General features: G+C 64.5%; 13 protein-coding genes. 9 read left to right on the top strand and 4 right to left on the bottom strand.

Annotated elements, in window-relative coordinates; translation table 11 throughout:
• Positions 1-43: 43 nt before the first annotated feature.
• Positions 44-1,339 carry an amidohydrolase family protein gene (locus tag K6L26_RS11010; RefSeq protein ID WP_036393213.1) on the bottom strand — a complete coding sequence of 432 codons (1,296 nt, stop codon included), beginning with the start codon at positions 1,337-1,339 and terminating at the stop codon, positions 44-46.
• 237 nt (positions 1,340-1,576) lie between these two features.
• On the opposite strand from K6L26_RS11010, the gene K6L26_RS11005 reads away from it, so the two are divergent.
• The 7 genes from K6L26_RS11005 to K6L26_RS10975 are packed head-to-tail and all read left to right on the top strand — an operon-like array spanning position 1,577 to position 7,451.
• Entirely contained in the window at positions 1,577-2,107 is a 531-nt protein-coding gene (locus tag K6L26_RS11005; protein WP_064894126.1) for a carboxymuconolactone decarboxylase family protein, read from the top strand.
• A 36-nt stretch (positions 2,108-2,143) separates the two neighbouring features.
• Positions 2,144-3,481: an aromatic ring-hydroxylating oxygenase subunit alpha gene (locus K6L26_RS11000; protein WP_043368074.1), complete on the top strand. Its 1,338-nt coding sequence runs from the start codon at positions 2,144-2,146 to the stop codon at positions 3,479-3,481.
• On the top strand, positions 3,474-3,803 hold the full coding sequence (locus K6L26_RS10995) for a hypothetical protein (RefSeq protein WP_003880135.1): 330 nt from the start codon (positions 3,474-3,476) through the stop codon (positions 3,801-3,803). The genes K6L26_RS11000 and K6L26_RS10995 overlap by 8 nt, the downstream gene beginning before the upstream one ends.
• A gap of 11 nt (positions 3,804-3,814) precedes the next feature.
• The gene (locus K6L26_RS10990) at positions 3,815-5,083 is read left to right on the top strand and encodes a metal-dependent hydrolase family protein (protein WP_221853376.1); all 1,269 of its coding nucleotides are present in this window, start codon (positions 3,815-3,817) and stop codon (positions 5,081-5,083) included.
• Positions 5,067-5,513, top strand: coding sequence for a nuclear transport factor 2 family protein (locus tag K6L26_RS10985; protein ID WP_019344217.1), 447 nt, complete (start codon positions 5,067-5,069; stop codon positions 5,511-5,513). The genes K6L26_RS10990 and K6L26_RS10985 overlap by 17 nt, the downstream gene beginning before the upstream one ends.
• On the top strand, positions 5,510-6,640 hold the full coding sequence (locus tag K6L26_RS10980; RefSeq protein ID WP_221853132.1) for an acyl-CoA dehydrogenase family protein: 1,131 nt from the start codon (positions 5,510-5,512) through the stop codon (positions 6,638-6,640). Before K6L26_RS10985 ends, K6L26_RS10980 begins: the two co-directional genes overlap by 4 nt.
• A 4-nt stretch (positions 6,641-6,644) precedes the next feature.
• Entirely contained in the window at positions 6,645-7,451 is an 807-nt protein-coding gene (locus tag K6L26_RS10975) for an acyl-CoA dehydrogenase family protein (protein WP_076211084.1), read from the top strand.
• A gap of 156 nt (positions 7,452-7,607) precedes the next feature.
• Here the strand turns inward: K6L26_RS10975 and K6L26_RS10970 are convergent, their stop codons facing one another.
• Entirely contained in the window at positions 7,608-9,095 is a 1,488-nt protein-coding gene (locus K6L26_RS10970; RefSeq protein ID WP_019344214.1) for an adenylate/guanylate cyclase domain-containing protein, read from the bottom strand.
• A 16-nt stretch (positions 9,096-9,111) separates the two neighbouring features.
• On the bottom strand, positions 9,112-9,894 hold the full coding sequence (locus K6L26_RS10965; RefSeq protein WP_019344213.1) for an enoyl-CoA hydratase: 783 nt from the start codon (positions 9,892-9,894) through the stop codon (positions 9,112-9,114).
• Positions 9,895-10,099: 205 nt separating this feature from the next.
• Between K6L26_RS10965 and K6L26_RS10960 the strand changes: the two genes are divergently transcribed.
• On the top strand, positions 10,100-10,819 hold the full coding sequence (locus K6L26_RS10960; protein WP_076111900.1) for a TetR/AcrR family transcriptional regulator: 720 nt from the start codon (positions 10,100-10,102) through the stop codon (positions 10,817-10,819).
• Positions 10,820-11,239: 420 nt separating this feature from the next.
• On the top strand, positions 11,240-12,085 hold the full coding sequence (locus tag K6L26_RS10955; RefSeq protein WP_036393201.1) for a mycofactocin-coupled SDR family oxidoreductase: 846 nt from the start codon (positions 11,240-11,242) through the stop codon (positions 12,083-12,085).
• Positions 12,086-12,094: 9 nt separating this feature from the next.
• Here the strand turns inward: K6L26_RS10955 and K6L26_RS10950 are convergent, their stop codons facing one another.
• Positions 12,095-12,901 (bottom strand): SDR family NAD(P)-dependent oxidoreductase, encoded by an 807-nt coding sequence (locus tag K6L26_RS10950; protein WP_036393198.1) that lies wholly within the window; start codon positions 12,899-12,901, stop codon positions 12,095-12,097.
• Positions 12,902-12,938 lie beyond the last annotated feature (37 nt).

Raw genomic sequence — 12,938 nt, 5'->3', positions numbered from 1 at the left:
CTTCTGGTGCTCTCCTAGTTTCTCGGCCGAGAAGTCTCGGCGTTCAGTCTCGTGCGCCGGCAACGGCTTTGGCGTTGGCCTGGAAGTCGGCGAAGGTGGCGCCGGTCTTCTCTTTGTGGCTCAAAGCGCGGATCGAGACATCGTGCCCCTCGGCGGCCTTGCGCAGCGCGCCGACGGTGGCCTGGTCCTTCGGGATGTGCGCGAACGGCTCGAAATGGTAGAGCCGCATGGCGTTCTCGTGGGTGATCTTGTTGATCTCGTCGTCCGGGACGTCGTAGGTGTCGAATACCGCGTGCAGTTCCTCGGGCGCGCCCGGCCACATCGAGTCACTGTGCGGGTAGTCCATCTCCCAGCAGATGTTGTCCACGCCGATCTCGTGGCGGTTCTTCACCCCGACCGGGTCGGAGATGAAGCAGGTCATGAAGTGCTCCCGGAATACCTCCGAGGGCAGCTTGCCGCCGAAGTCCTGATGGGTCCAGGTCGAGTGCATGTCGTAGGTGCGGTCCACCCGGTCCAGGAAGTAGGGAATCCAGCCGGTGCCGCCCTCGGACAGCGCAATCTTGAGTCCCGGATAGGCCTTGATCGGCGCGGACCACAACAGGTCGGCAGCGGCCTGCACGATGTTCATCGGCTGCAGTGTGATCATCACGTCCATCGGGGCGTCGGGGGCCGTGATGGCCAGTTTTCCCGACGACCCGATGTGCACGTTCATCACGGTGTCGGTGTCAACCAGAGCTTCCCACAACGGCTTCCAGTACTCCAGGTCGTGGAAGGACGGGTAGCCCAGGGTCGACGGGTTCTCGGTGAACGTCAGCGAGTGCACGCCCTTCTTCGACACCCGCCGCACCTCGTCGGCACACAGTTGGGGATCCCAGATCGCCGGGATGGCCATCGGGATGAACCGACCGGGGTTGGACCCGCACCATTCGTCGATGTGCCAGTCGTTGTAGGCCCGGACAAGTGCCAGCGAGAACTCGTCGTCGTCCGTGGCGAACAACCGGGCGGCGAAGCCTGGGAACGAGGGGAAGTTCATGGTGGCCAGCACGCCGCCGGCGTTCATGTCCTTGACCCGCTCGTCGGGGTCGTAGCAGCCCTTGCGGATCTCATCGAGCCCCTGGGGCTCCAGTCCGTACTCCTCCTTGGGGCGGCCTGCCACCGCATTGAGGGCGACATTCGGGATCACCGTGTCGCGGAACTGCCAGGTGTCGCTGCCGTCGGGGTTGTGCACCAGACGTGGCGCCTCGTCACGGTACTTCTCGGGAAGGTGGTTCTTGAACATGTTCGGCGGTTCGATGATGTGGTCATCGACGCTGATCAAGATCATGTCGTCTTTGTTCACTGCCTCGCTCCGTTCCGTGGACCGTCACATTGGTTCTCTATGAGAGAAAACTAGCTTCTCGCTTAGAGAGAATCAATGTCTGATGCCGCTGACGAGGAGATTTGGCCAGGTCACCGGATGGACCGCCACGTTCTTGTTGACCATCGACGCAAAAGATGGAAACCTCTTAGTCGGAAATGAGAACCTGATTCTCGCAACCGAGAGTCACAGCTGGGTCATCGAGAGGAGAACCGCCCCGTGCGCTTGGCCCCCTTGCCCGCCGAGGAGTGGGACGACGATGTGCGACGAGCACTGTCGGTCATGCTTCCGGAGGAGCGGCTCAACCCCGAGGGTGCGGGGACCGCACTTTCGACCCTGGCCCGCCACCCCGCGCTGACCAAGGCGTTCCTCCGGTTCAGCAATCACCTGCTGTTCCGCTCGACCCTCGACGCGCAGATGCGCGAACTGGCGATCCTGCGGATCGCCCATCGCAAGCAATGCGAATACGAGTGGACCCACCACGCCTTCATCGGCAAGGCCGAGGGTCTCACCGATGAGCAGATCGCCAGCAGCACCAGCGGCGAGGGCGTCACGCCGCTTGATCAGCACGTGATCGACGCTGTCGACGAACTCGATGCGGACTCACGGATATCGGACGCCACCTGGGCCGCCCTCAGCCAGCACCTCTCCGAGCAGCAGCGGATGGACCTGGTTTTCACGATCGGCGGCTATGGCCTGATGGCCATGGCTTACAACACCTTTGGAATCGCGCCGGAATCCGGCCACTGAGCCCGCACAAGGCTTGAGAAAGAAAGTAGGTAGATGATGGCGTTCTTCCCGAAGCCGGCTGTCGGTAGTTGGACCGAGAACTGGCCCGAACTCGGCACCGCACCAGTCAATTACGAGGATTCGATCGACCCCGAGCACTGGAAGCTGGAGCAGCAGGCCATCTTCCGCAAGACCTGGCTACAGATGGGCCGGGTGGAGCTGATCCCCAAGAAAGGCAGCTACATCACCCGCGAGCTGCCGTCGGTCGGCCCGGGCACGTCCATCATCATCGTCAACGACGGCGAACAGATCCGCGCGTTCTACAACTTGTGCCGCCACCGCGGCAACAAGCTGGTCTGGAACGACTACCCCGGCGAGGAGGTCTCCGGTAGCTGCCGCCAGTTCGTCTGCAAGTACCACGCCTGGCGTTACAACCTCAAGGGCGACCTGACCTTCATCCAGCAGGAGCAGGAGTTCTTCGACGTCGACAAGGCCGACTACCCGCTCAAGCCGGTGCGCTGCGAGGTATGGGAGGGCTTCATCTTCGTCAACTTCGACGACGACGCCGTCTCGCTCGAGGAGTACCTGGGCGAATTCGGCGAGGGCCTGAAGGGTTACCCCTTCCACGAGATGACCGAGCACTACAGCTACCGCTCGGAGATCAAGGCCAACTGGAAGCTGTTCATCGACGCGTTCGTCGAGTTCTACCACGCGCCGATCCTGCACATGAAGCAGGCGGAGAAGGAGGAAGCCGAGAAGCTGGCCAAGTTCGGCTTCGAGGCGCTGCACTACGACATCAAGGGCGATCACTCGATGATCTCCTCCTGGGGCGGCATGAGCCCGCCCAAGGACCTCAAGATGGTCAAGCCCATCGAGCGCATCTTGCACAGTGGCCTGTTCGGACCGTGGGATCGCCCCGATATCAAGGGCATTCTGCCCGATGAGCTGCCACCGGCGATCAACCCCGGCCGGCACGCGACCTGGGGCCAGGACTCGTTCGAGTTCTTCCCGAACTTCACCCTGCTCTTCTGGGCCCCGGGCTGGTACCTGACCTACAACTACTGGCCCACTGGCGTGGACAGCCATATCTTCGAGGCCGACTTGTACTTCGTGCCGCCGAAGAACCTGCGCGAGCGGCTCTCCCAGGAATTGGCGGCGGTGACGTTCAAGGAGTACGCGTTCCAGGACGCCAACACGCTGGAAGCCACCCAGACCCAGATCGGCACCCGCGCCGTGCTCGACTTCCCGCTGTGCGACCAGGAAATCCTGCTGCGCCACCTGCACCACACCGCCCATAAGTACGTGGACCGGTACAAAGAGGCCAAAGCCAACGGCAACGGTTCGACCAACGGCAAGCACGCCGGTGCTGACAAGAAGGATGAAGTCAATGTCTAAGCTGCCCGAGGAATTCGCCGACCTGGAGCGGTTCAGCGACTGGTGCCTGCCCACCGAGGAGGAGCGCTATCAGAAGCGTCTCAACTCCACGATGGACGAGATGCAGGAGCTCTACGATGCCGGCATGGCCCGGCTCGAGGACATCATGGTCTACGTCGACGCGCGCTTCCCGCTGGCGAGCATGCCCGACGACGCCAAAGCGCTTGTGCACCTGGGACAGTCGATCGTCCAGGTCAGCTTCCCCGTCGAGGTGTGGAAGCAACCGCGCGTGCTCGACAGCGGTGCGGCCTACATCAATCTCATCAAGGAGCCGGTGGTCTAGGCGTGTCGAATGTGCTGACCCTCAAAGCCGCGGGTCTGGTCGACGTCGATGCCGAGACGATCATTCGTCCCGGCATTGTCCGTGTCGACGGAGACCGCATCATCGCCGTCGGAGACGGCAAAACAGACCCAGCCGTCGGAGACGGAAAGTCAGACCCACTCATCGGTCCTGATGACGAGATCATCGATCTCGGCGACTCGATCCTGCTGCCCGGCCTGATGGACATGGAGGTCAACCTGCTCATGGGCGGCCGCGGGGAGAACCCCGGCCTGTCCCAGGTGCAGGACGATCCCCCGACCCGCGTGCTGCGGGCCGTGGGCAACGCCCGACGCACCCTGCGCGCGGGGTTCACCACGGTGCGCAACCTCGGACTGTTCGTCAAGACCGGCGGATACCTGCTCGATGTCGCCCTCGGCAAGGCCATCGACGCGGGCTGGATCGACGGTCCGCGCATCGTCCCGGCCGGACACGCCATCACGCCCACCGGCGGGCATCTCGATCCGACCATGTTCGCGGCGTTCATGCCGGGCGTGCTGGAGCTCACGATCGAGGAGGGCATCGCCAACGGGGTCGACGAGATCCGCAAAGCGGTGCGCTACCAGATCAAGCACGGCGCCCAGCTGATCAAAGTGTGTTGCTCGGGCGGTGTTATGTCGCTCACCGGAGAGGCCGGGGCACAACACTATTCGGATGAAGAGCTGCGTGTCATCGTCGACGAGGCACACCGCCGCGGGCTGCGCGTCGCGGCCCACACCCATGGCGCCGAGGCCGTCAAGCATGCCGTAGCCTGCGGCATCGACTGCATCGAGCACGGCTTCCTGATGGACGACGAAGCGATCCAGATGCTGGTCGAGCACGACCGGTTCCTGGTCACCACGCGTCGCCTGGCTCAGGCCATGGATGTCTCCAAGGCACCGAAGGTATTGCAGGACAAGGCTGCCGAGATGTTCCCGAAGGCCGAGACGTCGATCAAGGCCGCCTATGAGGCCGGGGTGAAGATCGCCGTCGGCACCGACGCGCCGGCCATCCCGCACGGGAAGAACGCCGACGAACTCGTCACGCTGGTCGAGTGGGGCATGCCACCGGCCGCGGTGCTGCGCTCGGCCACCACGATCGCGGCCGATCTGATCAACGTCACCGACCGCGGCCGACTGGCCGAGGGCTTGCTCGCTGACATCATCGCGGTACCGGGCAATCCGCTCGAGGACATCAGCGTTACACAACATGTGGATTTTGTAATGAAAGGCGGTAAGGTCTTCCGCAATGAGCACATCAACTGATTCCCCGACACGGACCGAGGATCTGATCGAGATCCAGCAGGTGCTCGCCAAATACGCGGTGACCATCACCCAGGGCGACATCGACGGTCTGATCAGTGTTTTCACCCCCGACGGCACGTACAGCGCATTCGGTGAGACCTACACGCTGAATCGCTTTCCCGTGCTGGTGGACGCCGCCCCCAAGGGCCTGTTCATGACCGGCACCGCCCTGATAGACCTGGTCGAGGGCGCCGATACAGCTTCGGGCACCCAGCCGCTGTGCTTCATCGAGCACTCCAAGCACGACATGCGCATCGGCTACTACCGCGACACCTACGAGCGCACCGCCGAGGGCTGGAGGCTGAAGACCCGGGCGATGACTTTCATCCGGCGCAGTGGCGATCACGACCACGGCCGGCCACACGCGATCGGCAGGCCGGAAGCAGGATGAGCGAGCAAGTCGACCTCTTCGAACCGGCAAAGTTCCGCACCGCGCTGCAGGACTGGCTTGCCGAGACTGACCTGACACCACCTGAGGATCATTCGCTTTCAGGTCACATGCGCCAGTTCGCCCGAGTGCAGAAGGCACTGTACGAAGGCGGCTGGAGTCGCTACGGCTGGCCCGAACATGCCGGTGGGCTGGGCGGTCCGGAGATGCTGCGCGCCATCGTCGGCGAGGAGGTCGTGGGCCGCAGACTGGCCGAGCCCGGGCCGTATTCGATGCTGGAAGTGCTGGCGCCGACGATGATCGACTACGCGCCCAAGGAACTGGCCGCCGAGATGGTGCCGAAACTGCTGTCCGGCGAAGAGCAATGGTGCCAGGGGTTCTCCGAACCCGGCTCCGGCAGCGATCTGGCCTCGCTGACCACCCGCGCGGTCCAGCGGGGCGACAAATGGATCATCAATGGCCAGAAAGTCTGGACCAGCTTCGCCCAGTATTCGCACCGGTGCATCTTGCTCACCCGCACCGGCGACGCGGACACCCCCAACCACCAGGCGATCACCGCGTTCTTCGTCGACACCGACTCCCCCGGTATCAGCATCCGGCCACTGCGCACCATGCATGACGTCGATGAGTTCTGCGAGGTTTACTTCGACGACGTCGAAGTCGATGAGAGCCGGATGCTCGGCAAGCCCGGCGACGGTTGGCAACTGGCGATGGATCTGCTGCCCTACGAGCGCTCGACCTGCTTCTGGCAACGCATCGCCTACTTGTACTCACGCTTCGACGCCCTCGTCGAGGCGGTGAAAAGGCAAGGGCAGGTGGTAGATCCGGACCTCGGCGAGGTGTATCTGGCTTTGCACACCTTGCGCTGCCGTTCGGCGGCAACTCAGCACCGGCTGGCCGACGGCCACAAGCTGGGTCCCGATACCTCGATCGACAAGGTGCTGCTGGCCGGCGCCGAACAACTGCTCTACGACACCGCGCGCAACCTGATGCCCGGCGTCATCGAACTCGACGAGTCCGAATGGCGCACCGAATACCTGTACTCGCGGGCGTCGACCATCTACGGCGGTACAGCCGAAGTGCAGCGCAACATCATCGCGCGCCGTCTGCTGGACCTCGGGAAGGAGTGAAGGCATGACCGACTTGGACACCGAATCGCTGGGCCTGCTCGAAGACACGCTGCGCAAGACCATGCTCTCGGCCTCCGGCGCCAAGCTGGACGCCGCACTGGCTGAACTGGGCTGGGCCGAGATGCTGGCCGACATGCCGGAGGTTGCCATGCCGCTGGTGTTCCGGCTGCTGGGCGAAACGGGTTCGCACGCTTCGATCCTCAACGATGTATTGCTTGAGACCATTGGTGGCCTGCCCGGCGGCACCCCGCCGATGCCCTATGCCGGCGGAACCTGGGTGGTGTGGGAACGCAGAGAGAACACGGTAGACGCGTCCGCAATTCTGGGCGGGCTGCCGCTGAAGCAGGTACCCGACGGCCAACTGCTGCGGATATCGGAGGCGCGCCGCGCCTTGGGCTGGTGGCTGGTCGGCTCGGCCCGCGCGATGCTGGCGCTGGCCCGGCAGCATGCACTGGACCGGGTGCAGTTCGGCAAGCCGATCTCGTCCTTCCAGGCAGTGCGGCACCGGCTGGCCGAAACACTGGTGGCCATCGAAGGTGCCGAGGCAACGCTGAACCTGCCCAACGCAGACAACGTCGACCTGAATTCGCTGCTGGCCAAGGCCGCTGCGGGCAAGGCCGCGCTGACCGCCGCCAAGCACTGCCAGCAGGTGCTCGGCGGCATCGGTTTCACCGCCGAGCATGAGCTGCACCACCACGTGAAGCGGGTTCTGGTGCTCGACGGATTGCTGGGCAGTTCAAGGGAACTCACCCGCAAGGCAGGTGCCGGCCTGCGCGCCCGCGGGACCGTCCCACGCCTGGCCCAGCTGTAGCTTTTTCCACCGCGAGCGTGCGGGTCTGCTGCCCGACACGCCGCGGTGGGGCGGCAGTGAGTGCACGCTCGCACCGGTCGAGCGTGCACGAAGTACGGATATTTGTCGGGGTGTCGGCCGGCAGACCCGCACGCTCGCGGAGAACGACGCTCGCCGCTACGACGAGTCCGCAACGGGTTCGGCGAAGACTGTGGCCGTCGAACGACCGCGCAACACCGTCGAGCCGCGAACGACCCAGTGCTGGCCTTCGTCGGCGTCGGCATGGGCCAGCGCACTACCCGAACACAACACCGTCGACTCGCGATCCTTGGCGTGGTCGGCCAGCCGCGCCGCCTCGTTGACCGCATCACCGATCACGGTGTACTCGTAGCGGTTCTCGGCGCCGATGTTGCCCGCGAACACCGAACCGCACGAAATACCCACGCCGAACTCAACATCGGGCAGTCGGTGCAGTCGTGGCACCAGCGCCCGCGCAGTCGCCAGCGCAGAGGAAGCCGGGTTGTCCAGCCGTAGCGGCGCGCCGAACACCGCCAGTACGGCATCGCCCTCGAACTTGTTGATCAGGCCGTGATGCGCCTCGACGGTGTCCACCACGATCTTGAAGAAACCGTTGAGCAGTTGCGCCACCTCTTGCGGCGGTCGCGAGGCTCCCAACGCGGTCGAGCCGACCAGATCCACGTAAAGCACGGCGGCGTCGCGGACGTCACCGCTGACCGCGGTGCCCTGCTGCAGGGCGTGGCGGGCCACGTCGACCCCCACATAACGACCGAACAGGTCGCGCAACCGGTTCCGTTCGGCCAGGCCGGCCAGCATCCGATTGAATCCGTACTGGAGCCGACCGATCTCGGACGACTCGTACACCTTGACCGACACACCGGACCAACCGCGCTCCACAGCTTTCATGGCCAGCACGACCTCCCCGATCGGATCGGACACCGAACGTGCCACCAGCACCATCGACCGCAGACCGAAGATCAGCGAGACGACTGCCAGGACCAGCACCGCGGCTTCGACCGGTGCCGTTTTCTGCACGAACCAGCCGTTCGAGCGCGCCAACACGATCAAGGCGATGCCGACCATCGGGAGCCCACTGAACAGGGTCCAGATGGTGATCAGCCGGGCCAGCACGCCTGGCATGCGCACCATCGTGGACGAGGACGCCGTCAAGGACGCAGCGACGATGGGCCGCAACATCCGTTGGGTCACCAGGAATCCCATGCATGCCGCCGCGACGCCGCCGAAGAGAATCGCGCCGCCCATCACGTAGGCGACACCACCACCGGCGTCGAGGTTCAGCAGCGTGTACACCAGTGCGCTCACCGCCCAGGTGGTGAACTGGATGATGGTCTGACGCGGCGCGATACGCATGGCCGCCCGCTGCTGTCGTGGTGTCGGGTCCTCGCCCGCGGCAAACCATTTGAACGTCGGATGGACATTGACCCAGCCGACGACGGTGTCGACGATCGCTGCGGCGACCATCAACGCGATCAGTGCGATCAGGTTGGCCTGGGTCAACAGCTGGCGCGCGTCACCGACGGTGTTGCGGCTCAGTGCCAGCACCACGAGCGTGACCGCTGCGGCCGCGGTGGTCTGCGCGTAGATCTGTCTGGCCGCGTAACTCACGCTGAGCCGGATCGCCCCCATCTTCAGAGGCCCAGGCTTACTTGATGTTCTGCTTCATCCCGTCGATATCCATCAGCACCGGCCATCCGCTGACGCTAAGCGCATTGCCGTGCCCGGTCTGGTGAATGTCGAACACCGATTGGATCGCGGCGTAGAAACCCTGCACATCGAGGGTCTGGTTCACCGCCCGCTTGGCCTGGCGCAGCGCGAACGCCGGCATCTGCGCGATCTGTGCCGCCAGCTCAGCGGTCGCAGTGTCGAGTTCGTCTCGCGGGACCACCCGGTTGACCATGCCGGTGCGCTCGGCTTCTTCGGCGGTCAGCGCCCGACCGGTGAACAGGATCTCCTTGGCCTTGCGGGCGCCGAGTTCCCAGGTGTGCCCGTGATACTCGACACCGCCGATGCCCATCAGGGCCACGGGGTCGGAGAACAGCGCATCGTCGGCGGCCAGGATCAGGTCGCAGGGCCAGCACAGCAGCAGGCCACCGGAGATGCAGCGTCCCTGGACCGCCGCGATCGACGGCTTGGGCACGTTGCGCCACCGCAACGTGTACTCCAGATAGCGCCGCGATTCGTGCTCGATCAGGAACTCCAGCGTGATCTTGTCGGGCACTGGGCCGCCGCCGCGCAGGTCATGCCCCGCCGAGAAGTGCTTGCCGTTGGCCCGCAGCACGATCACCTTCACCTCGCGGTCATCGGCAGCCCTGGTCCAGGCGGCATCGAGTTCGTCGAGTAGTTCGGGGTTCTGCGCGTTGGCCGCTTCCGGCCGATTGAGCGTGATCGTGGCGATCGAGTCGGCGACGTCGTAATCGATGTACACGTAATTCCTTTGTTCACAGCTGCCACGCGACAGCCGCCCTCGCGACCCCGGCAGCCACCTGCAAACAGCGCCCCGGCGGCGCCACATCTGACGTGAAACCCTTCTTCTCAAAGGACTTCTATAATTCCCCTCATGAGAATACTATTCTCATAGTGCGAAAGTTACAATCTCCGACACATTGGCCGCGAGGGGGTCTGGCAGCACAATGGCAAGGCGTTCTCCGGTACAGTCAGTTCATGTTCTCCCCACTCGACAAGCGTCGGAGCAGCCAGTGACCACCGCTGGCGAAGAACCCGCGTGGAAGCAAAGAGCTGTCGAGCGGTCGATCAAAACTGCCAAGTTGCGCGCCGCCCAGCGGGTACAACGCTTCCTGGACGCGGCCCAGGCGATCATCATCGAAAAGGGCAGCACCGACTTCACCGTACAAGAGGTCGTTGACCGCTCCCGGCAGTCGCTGCGCAGCTTCTACCTGCAGTTCGACGGTAAACACGAGCTCCTGCTCGCTCTGTTCGAGGACGCGCTGAGCCGCTCGGCGGATCAGATCCGGGCCGCCACTTCGACCCAGGGTGAGCCGATCGAACGGCTCAAGGTCGCCATCCAGCTGCTCTTCGAATCGTCCCGCCCCGATCCGGCGGCCAAACGCCCGCTGTTCACCGATTTCGCGCCCCGATTGCTGGTTTCGCACCCCTCTGAGGTGAAGGTCGCGCACGCGCCGCTGCTGGCGCTGCTGACCGAGCTCATGGAAGAAGCCTCCGCAGCCGGCCAGTTGCGCGCCGGGATCAACCCTCGCCGGATGGCTGCGATGACCATGCAGACGGTGATGTTCGTCGCACAATCAAGCGGCGGCGCCGACGAGGCCTCGGTCCATCCGATCACCGCCGACGAGGTCTGGGACTTCGTGGCCAACGGATTCGCCGCCAGCTAGCTGAGAATTTCGTTCTCCTAAGGAAAGAATTTTCCTCGCACCCCGGTGCCTGTCCGATCTCCGGACTCACCGCCATCGCGCCGCGCAATGGCCAAGCGGCGACTTGGCGACCCAAGGTTGGCACCAGAACCTCGGACTCCCGCCACCGGGAGCGCACTGCTGTTCACGTCTGACGGCCGGTCAAGCGGACCGTGGGCGCAGCGAATGACGGATTCCGAGCTCGCCATGGAAGGCCCATCTTGGTGGACATGGCGGCCTTGCGGCCCACCTTCGAGAACTTCATTCTGCTAAGCAGAGAGTACAAATAGCCAGAAACGTATCTGTCGTTGACATGGCGGGCGGCCCGGTGTCAGAGTTGCTGAGCAGGTGCACAGAATTCACCGAGCATGCGGCAGACACGAAACAGAACTGGGGTAATCAATGACTGGACGGGTGGAAGGCAAGGTCGCGTTCGTCACCGGCGCGGCCCGCGGCCAGGGCCGTAGCCACGCGGTGCGGCTGGCGCAAGAGGGCGCCGACATCATCGCAATCGACATCTGTGGACCGATCCGGCCCGGCGTGGAGACCGCCATCCCGGCCTCCACCTCCGATGACCTGGCAGAGACCGCCAACCTCATCAAAGGACTCAACCGCCGAGTGGTGACCGCGGAGGTCGACGTCCGCGACGCGGACGCCATCAAGGCCGCCGTCGACAGCGGCGTGGAGCAGCTCGGCCGCCTCGACATCATCGTGGCCAACGCCGGCATCGGCAACGGCGGCGACGTGCTGCACGAAACCAGCCAGCTCGACTGGGACGAAATGATCGACATCAACCTGTCCGGCGTCTGGAAGTCCGTCAAAGCCGGTGTGCCGCACCTGATCGAAGGGGGCCGCGGCGGCTCGATCATCCTGACCAGCTCGGTCGGCGGACTCAAGGCCTACCCCCACTGCGGCAACTACGTCGCTGCCAAGCACGGCGTCGTCGGCCTGATGCGCGGCTTCGCCGTTGAGCTGGGTCAGCACAACATTCGTTGCAACAGCGTGCATCCCACGCATGTGGCGACCCCAATGCTGCACAACGACGGCACGTTCAAGATGTTCCGCCCCGACCTGGAGAACCCCGGCCCGGACGACATGGCGCCGATCTGCCAGCTGTTCCACACCCTGCCCATCCCGTGGGTGGAGGCCGTTGACATCAGCAACGCCGTGCTGTTCCTGGCCTCCGACGAGGCCCGGTACGTCACCGGTGTGACGCTGCCGGTCGACGCGGGGAGCTGCCTCAAGTAGGTCCGGTCCCTAGCCCGGACCGAGTGTTGCGGCACCGGTCTGCGGGTGGCGGTACCAGCCACCCGCAGCCCGTGTGCCACCGTCTACGTGAATAGTCTGCCCAGTGATGTAGCCCGACATTCTGGACGCGAGAAAGACGGCCGCTCCGGCGATTTCGTCGACGTGCCCGGCACGGCCGAGCGGGATGGCGTCAGCGATACCGTCAGGCGGGCCGCCCGGCGACAACGCCAGGAGCCCCTCGGTGATGGTGAGGTCGGGAGCGATTGCGTTGACCCGGATGTCGTGCGGGGCAAGTTCGAACGACGCTGTCTGCGTGTAGTTGATGACGCCCGCTTTCGCGGCCGCGTACGCAGCGTAGCCGGGAGCCGCACGCACCCCTTCGATCGACGTGAGATTGATGATGCTGCCCGGTAATTCATCGGTCACCAAGCGCCGTGCCACCCGCTGCGTGCACAGCAGCACGTGGCGAAGGTTGCTCTTGTACAGCGCATCCCAACCGTTCTCGCTGGTTTCGAGCAGTCCAGAGGCGAACACGCCGCCGGCGTTGTTCACCAGGATGCGCACCGGCCCCAGTTCGTCGGCCGTCTGTGTCAGCGCCGCATCCACTTGCTCGGCATCGCGCACATCGGTGACGATGCCGAGGGCACCGATCGATTCAGCGGCAGCGGCGCAGTTGTCCGCGTCGCGCTCCCAGATCGCCACCGTGGCGCCGAAGGCCGCCAGGCCGGCGGCGATGCCCCGGCCGATCCCGGTACCGCCGCCCGTGACAACCGCCACCTGTCCGGTGAGCATGATGTCAGAAGGATTGATAGCCATGGTTATTGAAGCTACTGGCTCAACTGCTGGTGAGGCT

This window comes from Mycobacterium farcinogenes, from assembly GCF_019739075.1.
Taxonomy (GTDB): domain Bacteria; phylum Actinomycetota; class Actinomycetes; order Mycobacteriales; family Mycobacteriaceae; genus Mycobacterium; species Mycobacterium senegalense.
This window is presented reverse-complemented; position numbering and strand designations above follow the sequence as displayed.

Bases quoted from the DNA above. Each gene is read 5' to 3' on its own strand.
- K6L26_RS11000 (WP_043368074.1), top strand. From the start codon at position 2,144: ATGGCGTTCTTCCCGAAGCCGGCTGTCGGTAGTTGGACCGAGAACTGG.
- K6L26_RS10995 (WP_003880135.1), top strand. From the start codon at position 3,474: ATGTCTAAGCTGCCCGAGGAATTCGCCGACCTGGAGCGGTTCAGCGAC.
- K6L26_RS10985 (WP_019344217.1), top strand. From the start codon at position 5,067: ATGAGCACATCAACTGATTCCCCGACACGGACCGAGGATCTGATCGAG.
- K6L26_RS10980 (WP_221853132.1), top strand. From the start codon at position 5,510: ATGAGCGAGCAAGTCGACCTCTTCGAACCGGCAAAGTTCCGCACCGCG.
- K6L26_RS10975 (WP_076211084.1), top strand. From the start codon at position 6,645: ATGACCGACTTGGACACCGAATCGCTGGGCCTGCTCGAAGACACGCTG.
- K6L26_RS10970 (WP_019344214.1), bottom strand. From the start codon at position 9,095: ATGGGGGCGATCCGGCTCAGCGTGAGTTACGCGGCCAGACAGATCTAC.
- K6L26_RS10960 (WP_076111900.1), top strand. From the start codon at position 10,100: ATGGCAAGGCGTTCTCCGGTACAGTCAGTTCATGTTCTCCCCACTCGA.
- K6L26_RS10955 (WP_036393201.1), top strand. From the start codon at position 11,240: ATGACTGGACGGGTGGAAGGCAAGGTCGCGTTCGTCACCGGCGCGGCC.
- K6L26_RS10950 (WP_036393198.1), bottom strand. From the start codon at position 12,901: ATGGCTATCAATCCTTCTGACATCATGCTCACCGGACAGGTGGCGGTT.